This is a genomic window from Paenibacillus sp. FSL H7-0703 (genome assembly GCF_038003485.1).
Classification (GTDB): domain Bacteria; phylum Bacillota; class Bacilli; order Paenibacillales; family Paenibacillaceae; genus Paenibacillus; species Paenibacillus polymyxa_B.
The window spans coordinates 3,306,798-3,329,341 of sequence record NZ_JBBOPF010000001.1; the positions used below are offsets into that span (position 1 = coordinate 3,306,798).

At 42.8% G+C, this 22,544-nt stretch carries 18 protein-coding genes and 1 pseudogene; 15 read left to right on the forward strand and 4 right to left on the reverse strand.

Annotated elements, in window-relative coordinates; genetic code table 11:
* Positions 1-34: 34 nt before the first annotated feature.
* Positions 35-382: a helix-turn-helix domain-containing protein gene (locus MHB46_RS14555; RefSeq protein ID WP_341162659.1), complete on the reverse strand. Its 348-nt coding sequence runs from the start codon at positions 380-382 to the stop codon at positions 35-37.
* 165 nt (positions 383-547) lie between these two features.
* Here MHB46_RS14555 and MHB46_RS14560 point away from each other — a divergent pair.
* From MHB46_RS14560 to MHB46_RS14590, 8 genes and pseudogenes are all read left to right on the forward strand, one after another.
* Positions 548-1,407, forward strand: a pseudogene (locus MHB46_RS14560) (DNA-binding protein).
* Positions 1,408-1,557: 150 nt separating this feature from the next.
* The gene (rlmH, locus tag MHB46_RS14565; RefSeq protein WP_013312768.1) at positions 1,558-2,037 is read left to right on the forward strand and encodes a 23S rRNA (pseudouridine(1915)-N(3))-methyltransferase RlmH; all 480 of its coding nucleotides are present in this window, start codon (positions 1,558-1,560) and stop codon (positions 2,035-2,037) included.
* Between the two features lie 343 nt (positions 2,038-2,380).
* Positions 2,381-4,345: a translation factor GTPase family protein gene (locus MHB46_RS14570; RefSeq protein ID WP_341162660.1), complete on the forward strand. Its 1,965-nt coding sequence runs from the start codon at positions 2,381-2,383 to the stop codon at positions 4,343-4,345.
* A gap of 105 nt (positions 4,346-4,450) precedes the next feature.
* A complete protein-coding gene (locus MHB46_RS14575; protein WP_341162661.1) occupies positions 4,451-5,011 on the forward strand; it encodes a DUF4303 domain-containing protein in 561 nt (186 codons plus the stop codon).
* Positions 5,012-5,044: 33 nt separating this feature from the next.
* Positions 5,045-5,686: a hypothetical protein gene (locus tag MHB46_RS14580; RefSeq protein WP_341162662.1), complete on the forward strand. Its 642-nt coding sequence runs from the start codon at positions 5,045-5,047 to the stop codon at positions 5,684-5,686.
* Positions 5,687-6,546: 860 nt separating this feature from the next.
* A complete protein-coding gene (locus MHB46_RS14585; protein WP_341162663.1) occupies positions 6,547-9,138 on the forward strand; it encodes an RNA-binding domain-containing protein in 2,592 nt (863 codons plus the stop codon).
* 100 nt (positions 9,139-9,238) lie between these two features.
* On the forward strand, positions 9,239-9,346 hold the full coding sequence (locus MHB46_RS26230; protein ID WP_445667612.1) for a winged helix-turn-helix transcriptional regulator: 108 nt from the start codon (positions 9,239-9,241) through the stop codon (positions 9,344-9,346).
* Positions 9,347-9,572: 226 nt separating this feature from the next.
* A complete protein-coding gene (locus MHB46_RS14590) occupies positions 9,573-10,100 on the forward strand; it encodes a hypothetical protein (RefSeq protein WP_341162664.1) in 528 nt (175 codons plus the stop codon).
* Between the two features lie 67 nt (positions 10,101-10,167).
* Here the strand turns inward: MHB46_RS14590 and MHB46_RS14595 are convergent, their stop codons facing one another.
* Positions 10,168-10,548 carry a hypothetical protein gene (locus MHB46_RS14595; RefSeq protein WP_341162665.1) on the reverse strand — a complete coding sequence of 127 codons (381 nt, stop codon included), beginning with the start codon at positions 10,546-10,548 and terminating at the stop codon, positions 10,168-10,170.
* Positions 10,549-10,823: 275 nt separating this feature from the next.
* Between MHB46_RS14595 and MHB46_RS14600 the strand changes: the two genes are divergently transcribed.
* The 5 genes from MHB46_RS14600 to MHB46_RS14620 all read left to right on the forward strand — a co-directional run bounded on the left by MHB46_RS14600 (position 10,824) and on the right by MHB46_RS14620 (position 16,494).
* On the forward strand, positions 10,824-12,158 hold the full coding sequence (locus tag MHB46_RS14600; protein ID WP_341162666.1) for an SMI1/KNR4 family protein: 1,335 nt from the start codon (positions 10,824-10,826) through the stop codon (positions 12,156-12,158).
* Between the two features lie 208 nt (positions 12,159-12,366).
* Positions 12,367-12,900, forward strand: a complete 534-nt coding sequence (locus MHB46_RS14605) for a YceI family protein (protein ID WP_341162667.1) — start codon at positions 12,367-12,369, stop codon at positions 12,898-12,900.
* A gap of 231 nt (positions 12,901-13,131) precedes the next feature.
* Positions 13,132-13,734: a class I SAM-dependent methyltransferase gene (locus MHB46_RS14610; RefSeq protein ID WP_341162668.1), complete on the forward strand. Its 603-nt coding sequence runs from the start codon at positions 13,132-13,134 to the stop codon at positions 13,732-13,734.
* 272 nt (positions 13,735-14,006) lie between these two features.
* Positions 14,007-14,594, forward strand: a complete 588-nt coding sequence (locus tag MHB46_RS14615; RefSeq protein WP_341163745.1) for a sensor domain-containing protein — start codon at positions 14,007-14,009, stop codon at positions 14,592-14,594.
* Between the two features lie 100 nt (positions 14,595-14,694).
* Positions 14,695-16,494, forward strand: coding sequence for a hybrid sensor histidine kinase/response regulator transcription factor (locus MHB46_RS14620; protein ID WP_341162669.1), 1,800 nt, complete (start codon positions 14,695-14,697; stop codon positions 16,492-16,494).
* Between the two features lie 169 nt (positions 16,495-16,663).
* Here the strand turns inward: MHB46_RS14620 and MHB46_RS14625 are convergent, their stop codons facing one another.
* Together MHB46_RS14625 and MHB46_RS14630 are read right to left on the reverse strand one after the other, a co-directional pair.
* A complete protein-coding gene (locus tag MHB46_RS14625; protein WP_341162670.1) occupies positions 16,664-18,658 on the reverse strand; it encodes a serine hydrolase in 1,995 nt (664 codons plus the stop codon).
* A 167-nt stretch (positions 18,659-18,825) separates the two neighbouring features.
* On the reverse strand, positions 18,826-19,914 hold the full coding sequence (locus MHB46_RS14630; protein WP_341162671.1) for a GntR family transcriptional regulator: 1,089 nt from the start codon (positions 19,912-19,914) through the stop codon (positions 18,826-18,828).
* 290 nt (positions 19,915-20,204) lie between these two features.
* On the opposite strand from MHB46_RS14630, the gene MHB46_RS14635 reads away from it, so the two are divergent.
* Together MHB46_RS14635 and MHB46_RS14640 are read left to right on the forward strand one after the other, a co-directional pair.
* The gene (locus MHB46_RS14635) at positions 20,205-21,818 is read left to right on the forward strand and encodes a xylulokinase (RefSeq protein ID WP_341162672.1); all 1,614 of its coding nucleotides are present in this window, start codon (positions 20,205-20,207) and stop codon (positions 21,816-21,818) included.
* A 1-nt stretch (position 21,819) separates the two neighbouring features.
* The gene (locus tag MHB46_RS14640; RefSeq protein WP_341162673.1) at positions 21,820-22,515 is read left to right on the forward strand and encodes an L-ribulose-5-phosphate 4-epimerase; all 696 of its coding nucleotides are present in this window, start codon (positions 21,820-21,822) and stop codon (positions 22,513-22,515) included.
* Positions 22,516-22,544 lie beyond the last annotated feature (29 nt).

Here is a 22,544-nt window from a genome sequence, read left to right on the forward strand (position 1 = left end):
GGAACATGAAGTGTAAAAGTCAGGTATAAGACAATTATTCATTTCTTTTTTGTTGTAACTCAACTAAACCAACAATATTTTTAGTTATAGTAGTAAGAATTTCGAGCTCAGTTGTTTCTCTTGAATTTATGAGTAACATAAGTTCATTTATGATTTGTTTTCGATCCGTAGATTCATCGAACTGAAAAAGTTCAAAAGCTGGAACTTTTAATGCTAAAATTATTTTTTCCAACGTCTCCAATGAAATATTTCGATCTCCACGTTCAACTCCGCCAATATAACTGTAATGAAGTCCTGCTGCTTCTGCCAGTTGTTCCTGTGTCCATCCTTTAGCTTTTCTTAGTTCTCGTATTCGGTTTCCGACACTTTCTGGTAAACTCATGTAATCACCTCCACTTAAGGTTAGAAGAGGAGAGAATATCGTTACAGACCATCTTATACAAAATAAATAAATATAAAACTGTACTCTTAAGTACTTTTTATATTGACCTCCTTTTTCACTTTCTATACAATTGGTTATGAATGGAAATATAAGGAGGGGCTACTCTTGAGAACTTCTATCCTGAAATCACTCAAACCGGACATCATTGTTGAAATGTTAGAGATGGCTGGGGCTTTTGAAAATTGGAAAAAGGTAATGGAGACGGCGGATATTTTGTACCAATGTGTACAGCGCATCTACGAAGAACGGCAGTATCATAAAGCAATGGAATTACCCATTCCGCATGTCAATTTAGAACGTCCATTGGTATATTATTTTGGGCTCAGTCACCTGATGTGTGGAATGGCTCACCAGAACCAGGGTACATATGAGCAGGCAAGGGAGTGTATCTATAAGTATGCTGAGCTGGGGTGGATGGAGGATCTAAAGGAAGAAGACATTCAGGTTGTCGAGGAGTTCAGGTTTTTAGCCAAAACTAATTTATATGCAGTAGATATTTTGTCTGGAAATATAGAGCTGGTCGAGGAATACGTAGGCTTTTTGCAGGATAATCTAGAGGAAATATTACCGGGACTGAATACCGTATTACAGGCAGCGCTTATGTATCATTTGGATGTAGGAGATATTTTACATACGTTTGCAGAGCAGATTGATGAATTCGGAGTTATGAAGACGCAGAGAACATATCTTACTATTATAGCTACTGCTATCACTTGGCTTTGTACTATCGGAAGTGCGGCAGATTACAGGATGCAGTGGGACTTACTGTGCAGGCGATGCAACTAGCCGATCAGTCGGGTAATGATCGTAATTTCAAGAAATGTACGGCATTGTTTGAATCATTACGGGAGTCAGCGACAGCGGAACAAATCAGCCAATACCGACAGATGCTAATGCAGAGTCTTGATGAATACGAAACGGATAGGCATTTCATTGTGAAGAGCGTAATGGATAATCCGCTATGACCTGAACAGGGAATAGGCTCGTAGCGGAGAGGAAATAGATAGGTAAGAGACGTTTCAGGTGCTAAAATAACTATGTTAAAGGTATCTTTCATGTTTGGGATCGTAAAGGCGATTTTACATTATCATTCGACATAGATAGGGGTATGGAATTTGTTTATTCAGCTTATAGGTGTGGGGAAGTTAAAAGAGAAGTATTTGGTCATGGGCATTCAGGAATACGCTAAACGGCTGGGCCCGTACATTAAGTTTCAAATGATCGAAGTAGCCGATGAAAAGGCTCCCGATACACTGAGCGAGGCGGAGGTTCGACAGGTCAAGGAGCGAGAGGGAGAGCGCATCCTTGCTCATGTGAAAAGCGAAGCACACGTCATTGTACTCGCCATCGACGGCAAACTGTGGAGCTCGGAAGAACTCGCAGAGGAATTGGACAAGCTCGGCACCTACGGCACAAGCCATGTTGTCTTCGTCATTGGCGGTAGCCACGGTCTTTCTGACGAAGTCCTCCGTCGCGCCCAGCAGAAGCTGAGCTTCGGAAGGATGACTTTGCCGCATCAGCTGATGCGATTGGTGCTGGTGGAACAGATTTATCGGGCGGTGAAGATTAATCGGGGGGAACCGTACCATAAGTAGGGGGAAACTTGAAATTGCGAAATTTATCAGGACTATAAAAAGCGGCAGTCTTCGACTTTTTCGTTGACTGCCGTCTTTCTTTTACATTACTAATGCAGATTGAAAGTAGATTTGAAGGGAAGTCTTCTTCAGCGGTAAATCAGTTTCAAGGTTCCGTTCAAGCAATAGTATATTAATTATATTTTAATCTGGAGAAATCACTCAACATAAATGTAACTCGTTGCCTTTATCTTCTATCTATGACAAAAGACCCTCTCTCAAAACCAACTCCTACCCACTCTCCCGATTTCTATGCTTTAATAAAATGAGCAGTATCAACAAGAAGCGTTGAAAGTGGGATTCTATGAAGCGATTAACGATTGGCCTGTTCGCCCATGTGGATGCAGGTAAGACAACTTTTGCGGAACAGCTGCTGTACCATACGAACAGTATCCGGTCGCGGGGGCGGGTGGATCATCAGGATGCGTTTCTAGACAGCCACGACATCGAGCGGGCAAGGGGTATTACGGTGTTCGCAGATCAGGCGTTAATAGAATATAAAGGAGACAGCTATTATTTAATAGACACGCCCGGACACGTCGATTTCTCCCCGGAGATGGAGCGTGCGATTCAGGTCATTGATTATGCCATCCTGATTGTAAGCGCAGTTGAAGGTGTCCAGGGCCATACGGAGACGGTGTGGCAGCTGCTGCGCAAGCATCGGATTCCGACGTTCCTCTTTATCAACAAGACGGATCGGATCGGTGCGGATGCAGGCAGAACCGAGGCGGATATCCGTCAGCAGTTGACGGGGGAAGTATGCTGCATTACACAGAGCTTCGCTGACGGCATAGTCGGTGAGCCGCTGCGGGAGGCCATGGCGGAGCGGGACGAAGCCTTGCTGGAAGCATTCCTGGAGGGGAGAGAGGATTCCGGCTTCTGGCTGGAGGCCTTGCAGAGGATGATAGCGGCGGGTCTTCTCTTCCCTTGTGCTTACGGCTCTGCGCTTCAAGATACAGGCGTCATTGAATTTCTGGATCAGCTGCATCTGCTGACGACAACCACTTATGACGAGAATGCTTCGTTCCAGGGGCGGGTTTATAAAATTCGGCACGATGCAGGCGGAGCGAGACTCACGTTCATTAAGGCGCTGGGTGGTCGGCTGAAGGTGAGAGAACAGCTTAGTTACGAGAGCGGCGGGGTTCAATATGACGAAAAAATTACGCGGATCTTCTTGTTTAACGGCCTTAAATCGCACCCGGTGGAACAGGTGGAAGCCGGCGATTTGTTTGCGGTTGCCGGCTTGTCCGCCGCCGAAGCTGGACAAGGCCTTGGGTCGATATCAGACAAGTTAGCTTACGACTCGGAGCCGACGTTACAATCGAAGGTATTATTCGACAATTCGATACATGTACAGAAGGTGCTCGGTGCTTTTCGCACGCTGGAGGCAGAGGAGCCGTCTCTGAACGTCGTTTGGGATGAGAAATTGCAGGAGATTTCTATCCGCGTCATGGGATTGATTCAACTGGAAGTGCTGGAGCAGCTTGTTAGAGAGCGGTTTGGCTTTGCTATCTCTTTTGGACAACCGGAAATCTTGTATAAGGAAACGATTCAATCGGCTGTGAAAGGGTACGGCCACTTCAAACCGCTCAGGCATTATGCGGAAGTGCATCTGCTGATTGAACCGGGAGCAAGGGGCAACGGCATCCTGTTCGATAGCAGATGTCATGCCGATGATCTGAATGTTAGCTATCAGAATCTGATTCGGAATCATCTCTACGAGCGGGAGCATCACGGACTGCTGACCGGTATGCCGGTCACCGACGTGAACATTACGCTACTGAGGGGCCGCGCGCATAAAGAACATACCCATGGCGGCGATTTTCGTGAGGCTGCCTTTCGAGCACTACGGCAGGGTCTGGAGAAGGCGGACAACGTGCTGCTGGAGCCCTATTACGATTTCAAAATCAAGGTCGCTATCGATGAAATGGGCAGGGTACTGTCCGATATTCAGCGTGCTTCAGGTATTTTTAATCCGCCGCAGACAACCGGAACGCAAGCGGTGGTCACGGGCAGGGTGCCCGTGTCGACTTTCATGAACTACAGTGCCGAATTTGCATCCTTTACGCATGGACGAGGCAGTATCCGCTGCGTGTTCAGCGGCTACGATCGCTGCCATAATACGGAGGAAGTCATAGAGCGGATGGGCTACCGCAAAGGGGCAGACCCACTGTATACATCCTCCTCCATCTTTTGCGCCAAGGGGGCGGGTTACTCGGTGCCATGGGATGAGGCGGAAGCCAAGATGCACCTTGAATTAGAACCTTAATCGCCCATATTTCCAGGATTCAGGTGAGAATTAGGTAGATTTAGGACGGACAATCCTTGTAATGGAAATAAGATGTATATTTTATAGGGCTAAGGGGCGAATGTCATGAAACCGACGCAAGGAATAGAGGCGCTGGCGGCAGAGATTGCCGATGTGGCTAGGACGTCCTTTCGCACTCTTTTTGAAAATGGCGAACGTTACTATTACTGCACGCTATTTACTACTGGAGAGGGACATGCGCCAAGCATCTCCGCCTGGTCATGGGAGGCCTTGGAGAGGGAAGCGGCCAGGCAAGGAGAAGAAAGTGACATGCCGGGGTCAACGATTGCGGAACTCATCAAATGGTCCTATGCCGATTCACCCTATTGTTGTTTCAGGGATGAGGACTTCGATGATGTTAAACAATTGTTTATGAGGCGTCCTTCTATTGCGGAGCTTGAAGCTGACGAATGGAATCGTGAATTTGATTCGAGGCTGAAGGCCATGGAGCTGGCGATGCAAATGCTCGATGATGAAGGCGTGTTTGCCTTGAATCAACCGCGAGAGGCTGTATGCGTCCTTGTCGAGGTCATGCCGCCGGATGAGATCAATACCGAAATCGCCCTACGTTTGAATCGGGCGGAGTCTCCGGCTATGCAAGCATGGCTGGTGGAAGCAGCGGAGTAAGGGCATTCGCGTTTCTTGAGGGAGAGTTGTAAAATGCCTAATGAAAATCAAACGAATATCTTAGTTGAGAGAACAGATTGTATTCTTTATTATGCGGGATCGGCCCTATCGAACGAACATAGTGCAGGCTGGATCGGCGGGAATGCACCCGACTTCTTTGATGATCAATCAGATCTCATTCACGAAGGTAACCAAAAATATGTTTTTTACTTGAGCCTCGTCCATCCCTTTAAACCGGAGAGCATGATTTCGATTTTCATCCCTGAAGACTATGAGGAGTATTTAGAAAACAACATTTATCCTAATTGCTCGGTCAAGGTGATTGAGCATCCCACTTCAACTGAAAGCGCCAAAGATATGTTTACTAACCCAGGGCTTGTAAAGCATGCAATTTCAGAAGGGAAACCAAGCCATGACGAAAAATCGATGGATCAGCCTTTTTTGATCAAAGTGGGCGGAAACCCGAGACTTATTCAAAATGAAGACTATTATTTTACGAAGCTCAAGGAGGAGTCATTCTCTTTTTTATTTCAGGTAGATGAAGATGGTTATCCTGAAACGTTGCTTCAAGAGGATTACAATTATCCTTTTGGTTTTGGGTCACTATATATATTCGCCAACGTGGGGACGACTGAGATACAACATCCAGTAGCAGGTTTTTGGCAATTCTCTTGATTTAGCATGGGAACCCTTGGGATGTTGTCGCGAAGCCGAATGACAAAGGATTGCTTCTGGATTTTGAAGTCGTCCAGACGCTCCAGTTTCCCATAAGCACGCTCCATCACCAAAATGTAGTCCGGTTGAGCCAGCGCTTCACATGTAGGACTGTCATGCTTAGAGCCCAATATTTTGATCACTTAAACGGGGCATCCATTTTCGGCATGTTTCTCGGCTACACTTATGAATGACGCAATGAAAAGGTTCTTTAAATATAGCAAAGGGGATTTCCGCTGCTTTGGTAGAAAGCCGTGAATAATGAACGACAGGCAAGCCATTAGAAACTGCGAAATCTAGGCCGGGGCGTATAACTGTTCCGTTCTCCAAAACGGAAACACACCAATATCGAAGTAGCGGGTCATGGTTAATTTGCGAGTTTTGTCTTCATACTCTACCTCTTCAGTCATCATTTATACTTCTTCGTAAGTCAAGGTAGATTGAGGGATAGATGTAAAAAATGTTAGGGCTCTTCATGAGATCGCCCTCTTTCTGAATCGCTTTGTGGTACAACCGATTCTATAGAAAAGGCGGTCTTTTTCCTATGTTATTCAACAGACGTGATATAATATGCTTCATTGAAGTTCTTTGATATTAATCGTATATCTAACTCTAATTCTAATTTCAACCTGCTAGATATAAGAGTTATAACTATTTTACTGGCGCTGAACTAGTTTCAAAATATTCTGAGATCTTTATATAAAGCAGATTGAATATAGTGTGCAACGGATAGTTAAAGCTAGATGAAATACCTATATTGGGAGTATTGTTAAATAAAAAGTTGTAAAATCAAACTTAGGTATATAGGAGGTATTGGATATATGATAAGCACTCGTAAACCAATTAAAAACGAAGAAACCAAACTTTTAAACCTTGAAGAAGGCCATTTTTGTGATGTAAAAAGCTGTAGAATAAAGCCCAATAAATTACATATACACTTTGTAGCATTTGCTAATACAGATGGTGGTGAAATTTATATTGGAATAGAGGATGAAAGAAGTATTGGGGAAAGATTAGTCGGTTTTCGAACAAAAGAGGAAGCTAATGAAATAATAAATACATTTGCAGAAAAAACAGACCCTCCACTAATTGATTATTCTGTTGAATTTATTGACTTTTGTGAAAAGGGATATGTACTGCATGTAACAATTCCTAAAAGCCCACGGGTTCATTATTCTTCTGATTATAGATGCTACATAAGAAGAAACGCTAGTACTAAAGAAATAAAAGGAGCGAAAATAACTGAACTTGCTTTTTCAAAAGGGGTATATTCATATGAGACTGTGATAAAAAAGCATGTTACTGTAGATGAGATTATAAACGGAGTTTATTTAAATGATTACTTAAATAGAATAAAAAGTTCCCAAAAACCGCTCAGTTTTCTTGAAAAATTAAAGCTTATACAACGAGATGGGGAAAAATTTGCCCCAACGGTTAGTTGCCTACTTTTTTTTAGTGATGATCCTCAATTTGGCCTTAACACTAAATGTGGGATTAAAGTATATAGACTAAAGACTTCACAAGTTGAATATGATAGAGATTTTTTAGAAGAACAACCTAGAAGTATTCGAGGACCAATAGAACTTCAAATTATTGATTCAAAGGAGGTTATAGCAGGATATCTTCAAAAGAGTATGATTGAGATAGGAAACAAATATGTGAATTATAGTTATCCATGGGTAGCGCTCCATGAAATTATTGTAAATGCGATAATCCACAGGGACTACAGTATTAATGATGATATACATATTAGAATTTTTAATGATAGGTTAGAGTTTGAAAGCCCAGGAAGATTGCATGGGAATATGACAACAGGTAACCTATTAGTTGGACGTTCATCGAGAAATCCCATAATTGAAAGATTACTTGATCAATTACCCGAAATGTACAACCATGATATTGGTGATGGGTTTAACACTATATATAAAGAATTGAAGAAATCTGGTTTTGTTGAACCCAAAATTCAGGAGTTAGAGAACTCGGTTTTAGTTACGGTATATCATCGTTTTGCTAATAACTTTGAGGACATAATTACACAGTTAACTTCAACTCAGGTAAATATAGAACAAAAGAATTTTAAGACGGAAAAAAAGGAGACGGAGGGTACATACCTTTTTACAAAAGAAAAAGTAAGTTTGCAGGCTTTTTTACCCACATATCCTGACACTATGGGGAGTTGCCTAATAACATTTAACCGTTTTCCGGATATAATGATCACTTTTAATTATAAAGACATATTGCGCGATTTATTTCAAGGGTTATACACTGAGGCAGTCTATGAATTACGACAGTTTATTGTAGCCATTAACAAAGAAAAACATATATATTATGTGCAATTAGGAAATAATCGGTTCCCCTTAAATGAAATGGAAGTTTCACAATTATGTGAAATAATAGATGATTTTTCAGAAGTATATTTAGATGCTTTAAGAAACATAGAAGATTGTTTTGGTACTTTTTCCTTTGAAAAGTCTTTAGATATCGAAGAAGGAATTCCAATTTTAAAGATTAAGCGTGGACTATATAATAAAATAATGGAGTTTGTACAAGAGCATGATTATGAAAAAGGCGACACAAGTTGGCATATTTTTGATTCAAATTCCACGATGATTAAATTATATAGCAAAAAATCAGATGAAAGATATGATGCAGGGCATCATGTAATTCTTTATCCAAAACAAGTACCAAATGAATCTTATTCTTCATTTAAGCTTTCAGATGACGAGGTTTCAATTGTATGGAAGCCTCTAAATGATTTTGGGAACGAAAAGTCACTAACAAATTTTAATGATCGGTATCTATGGAATGCTGAGAAATCATATAGTTGGTTTACTAATGAATTAATTCCGTATGTCATATATTACAATAAGTTAAAAAAAAGAAACCCATTGTCTACTGCATTTAAAAGAAACGATTTTGAGGATTTTAAACAAACTTTTAAAATTAAAGATTATTTCATTGACTATAAGGTTAGAAAGAAAGTTAACCTTTCAGATGTTTTATCCATTAAGGGTTTATTAGAATTAGTAAACAATATGCAGTATTTTTATCATACTAGGGGATCTCAAAGCGGCTGGTTGACAGCAAAAGAGTTAGTATCTTTATACCAATCAATTGTTATTTGCTTGAAACATACACCTATAGATGAATATTACTATATAAGAGGGAATTTGAGATTTGCAACTGGAACAACATTAGATGGGATACTGTTGGATATAGCCTCACATATTCCTACTATTAAAGATGGTGTATACTCGTTTTTTATTGTAGATACTGCCCTTAGATGTTTAGTTGTATCTTTAAGAGATAACAAGAGTTATCTAAATATAACCCAAATTCGTGAAATTGTTGGTCATTTAACTCCACTGTTTAATAAACAACTAAAAATTGATGAAATAAATAGATTTTTGTAGAATCATTTACAACTCAAATTAACGATTTAAATAATGATATGCATTTTGTGTTTAAAAAGCATGAAGATAAGGAGTGTATTGTATTGCACGTCTGGATAAGGTGCTGTCAGAAGCGTTGAAAGAATTTGTTACTGACAGTCTCGTTGAACGAACGGTATATTCAGAAATACCGCCTAAAGTCTGTTATAAAATACGGAATATAGAATGACACTGAGTTCGATATTTGAAGTGTTGCATGAATGGGGAGAAGAACACAATAAGCAGTCGAACTACCTGTAACGGCTAGTGTTGCTTCCAACGTTTTGAGCAGGCTAAACCCCCGATGGCGGCGAGATCATCAGGCGATTTTTGGCGTGCATATGTCCTATTAGCACAAGCAGGCAGCCCGCCCCTGGCGTAAACTGAATTATAATCAGTGAGCGAGGTGAACTTCCATGGCACAATCGAAAGAGATGCGTGCACGGGCTAAGAAGTTTCAGGGCAGTCCGGTCTGTGTCACCCTGCACAGCGGAGAGACTTACGTCGGCTACATCACCGACGTTAATTACGGCGGGTTGGTACTTGCCAGTGCTGGAGCTCCTCCACGCGCTTCTTCCGGGAAGCAAGGCTCCCGATCTTTCAAACGCAGAGCTGGTGCGCATGCCCCGGGCGTCCGTATCGGCAACCGAAAAAGCGGCGCGCGCAAGCCGTCTGGCCGTTCGCGCTCCCGCAAGCCGGACGCCAAGGTGTCGGCATTCCTGCCGATGATGGGCTCGCTGTTAGGCGGCCTGGGCGGCTCCACTGCGGGCGCAGGAGGGCTTGGCGGTATGCTCGGCGGCGGCCTGCGGCTGTTCGGCATGATCCAGAAATTTGTCCCGGTCGTGAAGATGGGCTACGGCATGATCAAGTCCATTCGCCCGTTTCTCGGCGCCGTTAAAGGCTTGATGCCCCCGGCCAGTCCGGCTACGCCGGATAACGAATAATCGTATATCTGTGAACTTTAAGCTCCCTTTGAGTGGTCAAAGGGGGCTAGTCCACAAACCATTATCACTACCACTGTCTAATCCAAATCGGTTTTAACTCGGAATAGCCCATTTCCTTTAGTAAATCCCAGGCATTATCCAGAACGTGAGGCTTCCCCTGGACCCAAAGTTCTTGTCGTTTTGCCATCAAGTAAGAGATGATTTCAGCAATATGCTTGGGTTTACCCAGATGGATGACAGTTTCTATTTCATTATTTTGGGCTGAAATGTCATAAAAGGACCAAAAAGTATGAGGTTCTTCTTCAGGAGGATTGGCCTGAAAGATCAGCGTGATTTTGATGTTTTTATTCTCTTTGGGAGATAGGTTTAGGATGAAGCGAGACCCGCCTGAGTACCAATAAACGAAGGTATAACCGTCGACCGTAATATTTCTTAATTGGCTTTTCATTACTTTCTCCCTCACTATATGTTGTTTAAAATGAACTGCATTTAAGGAGTTTAATTAAGTAATTATGTCGTTAATTTCCATGAAATGAGGAGTGGCTACATGAATAACAAGGTGATTATAGTCTAATCCACATATAGGTTTCATTCATATGGATTTTTCCTGTGGTACTCTAGATACATATCATTTTAAAGAGGTACGACCCATAGAAAAAATAATAAAATTGCTGGATAAGCAAACAAAGGAAACCTGGCTATGGTCAACAGGAGGGTTCAAATATGTGGTTTAGGAAGAAAGAAACGCAACTGGATCGAATAAAAAACAAACTGAGTCAAGCTATGCACAAAGACGCGGATTTCTCAGTGTTTGGAGCATCCTCACATCAATATAGGGTTAAAGAGAAGCTTACAGCAAAAGAGCTGGCGGACTGGCAAGCCCACAATCAGGTTACACTTCCTGAGCCTTACGCGCTGTTTTTAACGAAAGTCGGCAACGGAGGCGCCGGACCCTATTATGGAATCTATTCAATTGGAAAGGCAACTTCCTACACCGAGCGCCAGGCACTCCTTGCAAAATCCGTTCTGCATCCCGGGATGACCAAAGAGGAATGGAACCATCTGATTGAGCCCCTGACCAAGGACGAGGACATTCCCGATGAGGAATACGACGCCACCTGTAATAAGGTGCTGGGCGGCATGTTGTGCATAGGCACACAAGGCTGCGAATACGACATGTATCTCGTACTTGAAGGAAAATACAGGGGGAGAATTGTGTACACCTCCGATTTTCATCCCGATCATCCTTTTTTCTTTGTCTATGAAGACAGCTTTCTGGACTGGTACGAGCGCTGGCTGGATGAAATTATTCTAGATTATGATATCGGGTGGTTTGGTAGTCGAATGCCAGGTGATGAGAATGCGCTGATCCAGATTTATCAGAGCGCTCCAAATGAAGAAATCCAAGCCAAAGCGCTTAATGGAATGTTCAAGTTTAAGAAAGTCTCTCAGCCAACCCTTGGTTTTTTGAAGAATATTGCGGAGCAAAGCCCAAAGAATCGGACCATAGCCATTTGGCTCATCTGCAAAACTTCTTTTGACGCGGGTAGAAAATATCTTCTGGAGCTGTTGCAATCGGATGGGCATGAGGGTTTTCTGCAAGCTTTACAGATTCTACATACTTCCAGTAAAACTGCGAATTTAACGGAGTTTATTCCAGTGATCTTGCAAAGGCTTGACAGGATTCACGACCCGGAAACGTTGCGTTATGCAGGGTATATCTTGGAGGATTACGGTGCGATTACTCTCCAGAACTTTGCGCCTTTCTTGTGTCACGCCGACCCGAAAATGCAAACCACTGCCATCTATGCCGCGCGCAGCTGCGAAAACAAGCTGGGAAGCTGGGAGATCATTGAACAGATGTTGATGGGGGGCGGCCCGCAGGTTCTGAGTAACTCGATTTTATACTGGGGCATTATTCCACATGAGAAGTTGCTGCCTTACTATAAGGCGGTATGGCCGGAATACAAAAGCAATCCGAATTTCAGAGAAAAATTTATCGGTTGTTTGCGAGAACTGCATTTGCCAGATGATTATTTCGATAAAGACGAATTGTGAGGAAGGTGTACTTGAATCGATTTAATTTTGACGTGGCGGAGCCTGAACATTCCGAAATCGGATTTACGAGGAAACCAAAAAAATGAAAAAAAGCTACTGACATCCCGTTGTCAGTAGCTTTTTTGTACATTAGGAGTATGCGAATAGCGCAGTGTTTGGAGATGGGGCGACCTTTCTCAAAATCTTATCATAGAGGTGGAATTTATTTATGAGCAATATCAATTGGGAAGTTGATCCGGACCACAGTTCCGTCGAGTTTTCGGTGACGCATTTAATGATTAGTAGAATTAAAGGAGTATTCGAGCATTTCCAAGCGATCTTGAGTTTTGACCCCAACGATTTAACAACCATGGGTATTCAGGCTTCCATAGATGCAAATAGTATCACAACTCGCCAATCGCAACGAGATGAACACCTGAAGAGTGACGACTTCCTTCATGCAGCCAAGTATCCAACCATTACGTTTCAAAGCACCAGCTGCGCCCTTGCTGGCGAAAGGCAATATGAGCTTACGGGCAATCTAACTCTGCATGGAGTAACCAAACCCATCAATTTTCATACCGTTTTTGAAGGACTAAACAAAGACCCTCGCGGCCGGGAACGTGTAGGACTTCATTCAACAGCCAGTATCGAACGCAATGAATTTGGCTTGACATTCAACTCTCCTCTGGAAAAAGGTGGGGTTGTTGTCGGAAATGAAGTGAGAATCGAGCTTTATATCGAGGCAATTAGAATAGATTAGCGATCCTCAAGGCCATCCTTTTAGCGGGGTGGTCTTTAAACTTGCCGTTACAGGTAGAGTGGTGAACCGTATCACAAATAAGGGCGAAAATTTTGAAGCAAAATTGTACAGAAACGAACCAAGACTAAGAGCTTACTAATAAGAATGTGGACTAAATGCTAATGCTTCGATAGAATATCATTCTATATTGTTGTATTCAGGATTTTATTAAGGCGGATTGGAGAGGTAATCATGGGAAATACGGATAAGTTTGAAAAGATAGCTAATATATATGACACTTCTGAGAGAATTCACATTGCAAAGGTATCATCTGATGCCATTCGTGAATATGTGGTTGACGCTAATAGTAAGAATGCTATTGATTTTGGGTGTGGAACGGGTCTTGTCGGAATGAGCTTGTTAAATGATTTTAATTCTATGCTTTTTCTGGCTACTTCACAAAACATGATTAATCAAATAAAGCAAAAAATTACTGATCTTCATATTCAGAATGCAGATACATTATGTTTTGATTTTGAAAAGGAAGGTCTAACGGATTTACATGCTGACTATATTTTTATGGCTCAGGTTCTACTCCATATTCATGATGTTGAATTCGTTTTATCAAGGCTATTTGATGTTCTAAATGAAGGAGGACATTTACTAATCGTAGATTTTAATAAAAATGAAAAAGTAGTTTCAGATATAGTTCATAACGGATTTAATCAAGAAGAGCTGACTGACGTTATGACTAAAATAGGGTATAGAGATATTCAATCCAAAACTTTTTATAATGGAAGTAAAATATTCATGGCACAAGATGCATCTATGTTTATTCTTGATTCTCAAAAATAAAACTTTTAGGCAGAAATCAGCTCTCCTTACCGGAAACCATGCTTTGTGTCTTCTCATGCATCGCAGTGGGATTGGATCAAAAGCTGCTTGACTCTGCAAAGACGATTACCATTACTATGCGATATTTAAAAAATGGCGAAGAACCAGTTGTTTTTCCTCATTAGGTTTGCAGACCGCTTTCGCTTTGTGTCATATGACATTATGGCACTGGTAGATTTGACATCAAGAGCCGTAGGATACGACTACTACTTGTAAAGGATGTGGGCTCTTTGATGACAAGAACCGTCGTCAGCTTTATTCAAAATGGCTATTTCCTACTGCTTACTTTCGCTACCGGATTGTTTTACTTTTGCTTTTATCTGGTCGCTCTTACATTAGGCTTGAGTCTTTCGTTTACCGTCGCGGGCGTTCCTCTGATTACTCGCATTTTGCGAACTACATACGCCTTCCTGCAATTTGAACGCACACAGACCAAGATCTATACGGATATTACCACAGAGCTTTACGTTAAACCAATAAACACCGATGCCTCTATCTGGATTCAAGCAAGGAAGGAGCTGCTAAATCGGCGCAACTGGATTGCTATCGGCTGGCTGATGCTGAAGCTTCCGGTGGGGATTTTAAGCCTCATTAGTGCGGCCTTGCTTTATATAACTCCACTCGCAATGATTGCGACCCCGCTCCTCTTTCCGTTTTTTAATTATTATTTTATGGGTTTTCTTGTAGATACTGCGATAAAATCCATACTGGTTTCGGCCTCAGGAGTCATATTCACTATGGTGAGCTACAGGCTTGCGAACAGCTTGACGCGCATGCTAGGAGGCTACACCCGTCTTATGATCAAGAGTGTGAACCGTTAACCGGAATGTCCCGGTCTGGATTTAAAAGTATTGTTAAATGATGGTCTGCTCTATAATAGTTACGTAATGTCATACTGATAGTTCTTAGGGGTTGATGGTTTTGTTCGATATGGTAAAGCAGTGGTTCTGGTACGACTGGTTCATGCTTATGATCCGCCTGATTTGCAGTACTTCTCTCCTGCTCACTATCATAGAGCGGCAAGCTCATTTCACGCTGCCGCTTTGGGTTCTTGTGTTTTGGCAGCTTATTGCTTTTTCCGTTCCCTGGCTGTGCTTGCAGCTCAATTATAGATACTACCTGCTTACCGAGATTGTGATCCCGGGCGGGCTGTGCTTGTATTTAGCTTCGTTTTTTCCGGAAGCCTACCTTACATTCCTGTTGTATCCATTTTTAATTGCCGCTAACAGCAAACAAAGAACATATCTTTGGTCAGGTCCTTTATCGGTATTGCTCCTACCCGCTATAATTAAGCTGCTTGTAGAGCAGACTGATTTTTGGGTTATGACCATTCAATTCGGGACGGCTTATGCATTCGGATTTTCCTTCCATTTATTGATGGTCAATCATCGTCAAAGCGAAATTATACGCGAGCAAAATGCGGTGCTGGAGCAGTACTTGTCCCAAATCGAGCGCATCACGCTGGCCGAAGAACGGAATCGGCTCTCCAAAGAGCTTCATGATACTGTCGGTCATGCCTACACTTCCCTCATTATGGGATTGGAAACCTTGCGCCCTGAGCTAGAGACGGATACAGGAACGAAACGGCTCGATTCCCTATTGAACCTGGCCCGGAAGAATATGGATGAAGTGAGAGGCTATGTGCATCAAATCGAATCGCCGCATGAAGAACTCCCACTGCTTCAGTCTTTGCGGAAGCTGGTAGAGGAGTTTCAGGAGCATGCTAAGGTGTCGGTTCGTTTCCAGGCCTTCGGAGAGGAATACCCTGTAACGAAGCAAGCGAAGATAGCTCTGTATCGCTGCTTGCAAGAATCATTGACGAATGCCGTGCGTCATGGACACTCGACGGAGGTTACGGTTTTGGTGCAATTCGAGCCTCAGCAGACGAGGCTGGAAATTCAAGATAACGGCCGCGGGATGGAACATGGACAGGATGGCTTCGGCTTGAACGCCATGAAAGAGCGAGCGATGAATCTGCAAGGTCATGTTGGCGTCTATACCCAACCGGGCGAAGGCACCCTCGTTACCTGCACCCTGCCACGACAAACGGAGCTTAAGGATGATGTCATCCGTCTGTTGGTCGTCGATGACCAGCCTTTTATCCGTGAAAGTCTGCGGACTCTTCTCGAGGAGCAGCAAGATTTGCAAGTCGTAGGGGTGGCAGAAGATGGCGAGCAAGCCATCGAGCTGTGCAGGCAGGTTCAGCCTCAGCTGGTGCTCATGGATTTGGACATGCCGAACCTGGACGGAATCTCCGCATCCCGTACCATAAAACAAACGTGGCCCCACATCCGCATCTTGATTCTCACCACGTTCGAAGATACTGGACAGGCTCTGGAAGCGCTGCGAAGCGGAGCGGACGGATACTTATTGAAGTCGATGAAGCCGGTAGAGCTCGCCGAAACAATACGCACGGTCTATCGCGGAGGCACGCTGATCGATCAGGAGATGTCGCACAAATTGTTTGCACAGCTGGAAGCCGCCAAGAGCGGGGAAGATCCGTCGACAACGCAAGTGGCCGCGACCTATGATTTAACTCCACGGGAGCTTGAAATTTTACAGTCCGTGTCGAAAGGACTGCGATATAAAACCATTGCCTCCAAATTGTATTTATCTGATGGTACGGTTAGAAACTATGCGTCATCGGTCTATCTGAAGCTGGGGGTTCGCAACCGGGAGGAAGCGGTGCAAAAAGCCCGGGAGGCAGGGCTTCTAGAATAAACTTACGGCTCGATGAGGATTTCCGTTGGATATGGAAAAAACTAAAAACAAGCGGCAGCATCAGCAGCCGCTTGTTTCTTATTGTACAAGAAACCCCCAGTTTGATCGGAGGTTCAGGAAACCTTATATAAAGTATCATTATGTTACTTTTTCTGGTTAACCTTTTGAATTAGTGACTGATTGGCAACGTATAGTAATTAAATGATTGATCTAATAAGGCACTGGCTTCTTGACGCTTCAAAAGCTGTTTGGAGCGGAAGTCTATGGAGCCGTCTAAATTGATCTTGGTATTCGGGTCCATGATACCTTGGGAAACCAGAGCTGTGACTGCTTTAACTGCCCAAGCATCCGTTTCGCCACTCAATTTAACCTTAATTCCAGGCTCAACCTGTTTCAGGTTCTGGATCATTACCGCCGCCATTTGTCTAGTGATAGGAGAATTAGGCTGATAATTACGTAGTCCGGCCATCATCTGCTTCTTATTCAGTTCAATCATGAAAGGTTGTTTATACCACCCGTGAGCGCGCAGCAGCACTTCTGAGAATTCTCCCTGAGTCATCGTTCCTTTCGGATCAAAGAGGTTGGCTGACTTTCCGCTCATGACTTTCAAAGCATTAAGGTTGTTTATATATGGGATATATTTACTATCCGCAGGTACATCAGAAAATGGTGAATCAATGTTTATTTTTTGCGCATAAGCAACGAGGTCTGGGAGCTGCATGTAATACAAATATGCAATATGGCCTGCTTCATTTTTATTAAACGTCAGTTTATTACCTGATTCATCTTCAAATAATAAAGGGTGGATCATTTTTAGTGTATGTTTGCCTGATGTTCCTGTCTCCATTATTAATTTCCCGTCCGAATACGAAACCTTCGTCCTTAAGGCAGCGATACGCGTGTTTTGGTATAATCCCACGTAGTCTTGGGCCTGCTGTTCACTTATTGTCGCGTAGGTTGACTTTGGAACTTCTGCTTTTCTCGGATAATAATGATTCATAAATTCTTCATACACGTCAAGACTCATCATGGAGTCGTTATTGTAGGACATGTACATCGCTGTATTCTTCTCAGGCAGAATAACAATCAAGGAAGAATGCCCTGTAACATTTCCTCCTTTTAGAATCACATGCTGATTATTCATCTTCTCTTTGAAGTAGCCCTCGAATCCAATTGTTGTAACCGGGAACTCCTTGTCGGGGAATAATTGGTATGTGTGCATTTGCTCTATGCTCTTTGGACTCACCATTTCTTTACCTTTGTACTTGCCTTTGTTCAGGTGCATCATGAGGTACTTCGCCATGTCATCTGCTGTTGAAACGATACCGCCTTCAGGTTTTTCCGTTGGTTTAAACCCATCCAAGGGTATCAGTTCACCTGTTGGCCCATAGTGAGCAGCCATTCTGTTTAACAATTGGGGGGTAAACCTCACACTCGTCGAATTCATGCCTAACGGTTTGAAAATATTCTTTTCCATATATTTGGAATATGACATGCCCGTTACGTTTGCTACTGCATATCCCGCTAGCATGAAACCAAAATTGTCATAAGTGTACGCTTCTCCTGGAGGCCTGACAACAGTTGGCATATTTGATGCAATGTACTTCTTCATTGGAAAATATTTGTCCGCGTATTCTGGATGCATTTCCATGAGAATATCTGGTTCATCAAATCCACTTGAATATGTAAGTAGATCAAACATCGTCAGTTTTTTTCCTGTTTTATTCGGAACCTTTATTCCTCCTAAATACTCTTGGATATCGTGTTTTAAGTCCATTTTCCCCTTATCGACCAACTGCATAGCTGCCAATGCAGTGAATGACTTTGTAACAGAGCCGATTTGAAAAACGGTATTTTTATCAACAGGAATTTTTTTGCCCTTGTCGGCATAACCGTAACCTTTGCTTAGCATCACTTTCCCACCTGCGACGACCACAAAATTAGAACCAACTGTATTAAACTTCTTCATCTTGTCCGCAAAAACACCATCTGCAAAAGCTTCTAGTTCCTGGGGATCTCGCGGTCCCTCCAAGCTAGCCTTTTCAGATGCAACTGGTACGTTTACGGGTGCGGCAACTGACGCGCCGTTGGGTGCCATACATGCGGTAGTTATCGTAGTAGATAATAGTAGAACCGCGAGAATGGTGTAAATCATTTTTTCCATGAATGGTTTCTCCTTGAAATGTATTTTTGCCTTATAGCGTCTGGCAAAACCAAGTATGGCAAAGGACTTGTCATACCAACAAGTTACATTTCATCACCCACCATTACCAAGTCACTCCAAAGTGTCATATGACAATTAGGCTTCTTACAAAGAATATTGAACCCCTTTCACTGCAGCCTCTTCTTTACCGTTTCCCCTTCAATTAATACAGGTTGATAATAGGTGTGGTTGCGTAGATCCTTTTTCCCTTGCAGTTTCTTAATAACCCAATCGGCGGCATCACGTCCCATTTGTTCCTGTGGGTGTGTCAATGTCGTGAGTTTGATGTTCGCATTTTTGGAAATATAGGAATTATCTTGACCAATAATGGACAAATCTTCGGGAACAGATATACCAAGTTGTCTGCATACATGTACAACTTCTAATCCTACCTCGTCGTTATAGCAGACAATTGCGGTTAACCCGTCTCTTTGTTCGGTCAGAAATTTCTTCAAGTTGGTGGACAGGTCCTGCTTTGTCTCTGTATAGAATGAGAGCACTTGCTCGGGGTGAAACCGTAATTTGGCTTCTCCAAGTGCTTTGATATAGCCTTTCATTCGATACTTTCCTTGTAAATCGTCCATTTTGGCAATGATGCCAATCTGTGTGTGTCCGTTAGCGATCAATTCTTTGGTTGCCAGATAGCTGGATTGTACGTCATCGAGGCAAAAGAAGGGAACCTCCAACTCTTCATAATAAGCATTAATCATGATGAATGGAACATCCTGTTCCTTGAACGTCAGGTAGTAAGCAATATTGGGATTATATAGATTGCTCTTTGTAGGCTCAATGATCAAACCATCGACACCAAAGGACAACATCATCTCCAAAGCTTTCTTTTCCTGTGCGACATCATTATTGGTGCTCGCTAATAGTAATGAATAATTATCTTCATTTAATCTGGCTTCAATCCCGCGAATAATGGAAGGGAAGATGTAATCAGAGATGTAGGTCGTGATGACTCCAATGGTTTTATTACTGGAATTCCCACCGGTTTTTGATCGGAATTGGTTGCTGACATAGGTGCCAGATCCTTTTTCACTTCTTAAAAAACCTTCGTTGGATAGTTCTAAAATAGCCTTTCGAACCGTCTGGCGACTAACTTGATATATATCCTGCAAAGCCGACTCCGTTGGAATTTGTTCTCCTACGCTGTATGCTCCTGATAGAATGTTGCTCTTTATATCCTCAAGGATGACCTGATACTTTGGTTTCACTTTATTCCTTCTTTCCAAGTTGTTCTAAGACTAATTGATGCATCCATAATATTTGTATGTACATATTTTAGCATAATTATGAGTTTATTATAATCCATTGCCCAACATGCATTAATACTAAAGGGAAAATAGAGAAACACTCGGTTCATAAGAATATTTGTAGGTATAACTATGTATTCGTGTTGACAAATGTACGAACAAAAAATATACTAAGGCTGTAAACAAAAGAAAGCGCCTTCTTTCAATTATTGCGATTATAACAGTTGTTCAGAGAGAGGAGTAACGTGAGCATGGATCAAGACATTAAACAAGCGATTACTAAGGGAGAAACCTCACTTGGTATCGAATTTGGATCCACACGTATCAAGGCAGTGCTGATTGATCATCATTTTGAAACCATCGCATCTGGAAGCTATGAGTGGGAAAATCTCTTGGTGGACGGTTATTGGACGTATAACTTAGAGAGTATTATTACGGGTCTGCAAGAGGCTTATAGTGAAATGAAGCAAGAGGTTGAACAAAAATATGGGATTACCCTTCGTACCGTTGGTTCTATAGGATTCTCTGCAATGATGCACGGCTATATGGCTTTTGACAGCAAGGGTGAGTTGCTTGTTCCGTTCCGGACTTGGCGGAATGCGACAACCAGTGCCGCAGCAAAAGTTTTAACTGATAAATTCCAATTCAACATCCCTGAGCGATGGAGTATTGCTCACCTGTATCAAGCTATATTGAACGAAGAGCAACATGTCCCTCAGATTGATTTTATGACGACGTTAGCTGGATATATTCACTGGCTGCTGACTGGCAATAAGGCTATTGGTGTCGGGGATGCTTCGGGCATATTCCCAATTGATGAGACTACACATGATTATAACGAATCGATGGTTAAGCAGTTCGATGAACTCATTGCAGCCAAAGGTTACGATTGGAAGCTAGAAGGAATTCTCCCTAAAGTTTATATTTCAGGCGAGCAGGCAGGTGTACTAACCGCCGCGGGAGCTAAAATCTTAGATAAATCCGAAGATTTACAACCAGGTATTCCGCTTTGTCCTCCAGAAGGTGATGCGGGAACAGGGATGGTCGCTACGAATAGTGTGAGAAAACGGACTGGCAACGTCTCTGTGGGAACCTCGGTTTTTGCCATGCTTGTATTAGAGAAGGATCTTTCAGCGGTATATCCGGAAATTGATCTGGTGACTACACCCAATGGTAATCCGGTCGGAATGGTTCATGCCAACAACTGTTCAAGTGATATCAATGCTTGGCTGGGATTGTTCCGTGAATTCTCTGAGGCAATGGGGCAAAAGGCGGATCCGAATCAATTGTTCAGTGTGCTGCTGAACAAGGCTTTGGAAGCAGATCCAGATGGCGGCGGTTTACTCAGCTATGGCTATTTGTCAGGGGAGAATATCACCGGAATAGAGAAAGGCCGGCCATTGTTTGTCCGCTCTCCTGAAAGCCGTTTCAATTTGGCCAATTTCATGCGGACTCATCTTTTCACTGCGTTTGCTGCTTTGAAAATCGGAATGGATATTTTGACAAAGAAAGAAAATGTCGCAATTGACAGCATTCTGGCTCACGGTGGTTTATTTAAAACCCCTATCGTCGGACAAAAAATTGTTGCGGCTGCCATGAATGTCCCGGTATCAGTGATGTCAACAGCTGGAGAAGGTGGGGCGTGGGGTATTGCTATTCTGGCTTCTTACATGATGAACAAGGATCAACAAGAAAGTCTGGAAGACTTCCTCGACCAAAAAGTATTTAGAGATGCTGAGGGGCAAGAAATTTCTCCCGACAGTTCCGACGTTAAGGGATTTGAAGCATTCATGGAACGCTACACACAAGGCCTGGCGATTGAACAGGCTGCTGTAGATAATCTAGTGGAAAACTGGAGGAATTGACGTGTTAGAGCAACTGAAAGAAGAAGTATATCAAGCCAATCTGGATTTGCCTAAACATGGACTCGTGAAATACACCTGGGGTAACGTAAGCGCTGTTGATCGTGAGAGCCGCTTATTCGTTATCAAACCTAGTGGTGTTAGTTATGACACGATGAAACCTAGCGATATGGTGGTTGTTGATTTTAATGGCAATGTTGTTGAAGGAGAAATGAGACCTTCATCAGATACACCGACTCACGCCGTACTTTATAAGCATTACGCAGAGATCGGCGGTATTGTACACACGCATTCGACTTGGGCAACGATTTGGGCTCAAGCAGGCCTGGATGTACCTGTAATGGGGACTACTCACGCAGACACCTTCTATGGTTCTGTTCCTTGTGCCCGTTTCTTGACACAAGAGGAGATTGATCGTGGTTACGAAGCGGAAACCGGCCGTGTCATCATCGAAACTTTTGAGCAGCGCGGGCTGGATATTTTAGCAGTGCCGGGTGTTCTGCTTAAGGGTCATGCTCCCTTCACTTGGGGCAAAGATGCAAAATCGGCAGTCATGAATAGTGTCGTGTTGGAAGAAGTTTCGAAAATGAATTTATTCGCACGAGAATTGAATCATTTTGCTGAAGAATTGCCGCAGCGCATTCTAGATAAACACTATTTACGCAAACATGGGAAAGACGCGTACTACGGGCAAAAGTAATATAAACTAAAAAATGAAGAAAAGAGGAT

Excerpts from the sequence above, each read along its gene's own strand:
- MHB46_RS14555 (WP_341162659.1), bottom strand. The coding sequence starts at position 382 with ATGAGTTTACCAGAAAGTGTCGGAAACCGAATACGAGAACTAAGAAAA.
- MHB46_RS14570 (WP_341162660.1), top strand. The coding sequence starts at position 2,381 with ATGAAGCGATTAACGATTGGCCTGTTCGCCCATGTGGATGCAGGTAAG.
- MHB46_RS14575 (WP_341162661.1), top strand. The coding sequence starts at position 4,451 with ATGAAACCGACGCAAGGAATAGAGGCGCTGGCGGCAGAGATTGCCGAT.
- MHB46_RS14580 (WP_341162662.1), top strand. The coding sequence starts at position 5,045 with ATGCCTAATGAAAATCAAACGAATATCTTAGTTGAGAGAACAGATTGT.
- MHB46_RS14585 (WP_341162663.1), top strand. The coding sequence starts at position 6,547 with ATGATAAGCACTCGTAAACCAATTAAAAACGAAGAAACCAAACTTTTA.
- MHB46_RS14590 (WP_341162664.1), top strand. The coding sequence starts at position 9,573 with ATGGCACAATCGAAAGAGATGCGTGCACGGGCTAAGAAGTTTCAGGGC.
- MHB46_RS14595 (WP_341162665.1), bottom strand. The coding sequence starts at position 10,548 with ATGAAAAGCCAATTAAGAAATATTACGGTCGACGGTTATACCTTCGTT.
- MHB46_RS14600 (WP_341162666.1), top strand. The coding sequence starts at position 10,824 with ATGTGGTTTAGGAAGAAAGAAACGCAACTGGATCGAATAAAAAACAAA.
- MHB46_RS14605 (WP_341162667.1), top strand. The coding sequence starts at position 12,367 with ATGAGCAATATCAATTGGGAAGTTGATCCGGACCACAGTTCCGTCGAG.
- MHB46_RS14610 (WP_341162668.1), top strand. The coding sequence starts at position 13,132 with ATGGGAAATACGGATAAGTTTGAAAAGATAGCTAATATATATGACACT.
- MHB46_RS14615 (WP_341163745.1), top strand. The coding sequence starts at position 14,007 with ATGACAAGAACCGTCGTCAGCTTTATTCAAAATGGCTATTTCCTACTG.
- MHB46_RS14625 (WP_341162670.1), bottom strand. The coding sequence starts at position 18,658 with ATGGAAAAAATGATTTACACCATTCTCGCGGTTCTACTATTATCTACT.
- MHB46_RS14635 (WP_341162672.1), top strand. The coding sequence starts at position 20,205 with ATGGATCAAGACATTAAACAAGCGATTACTAAGGGAGAAACCTCACTT.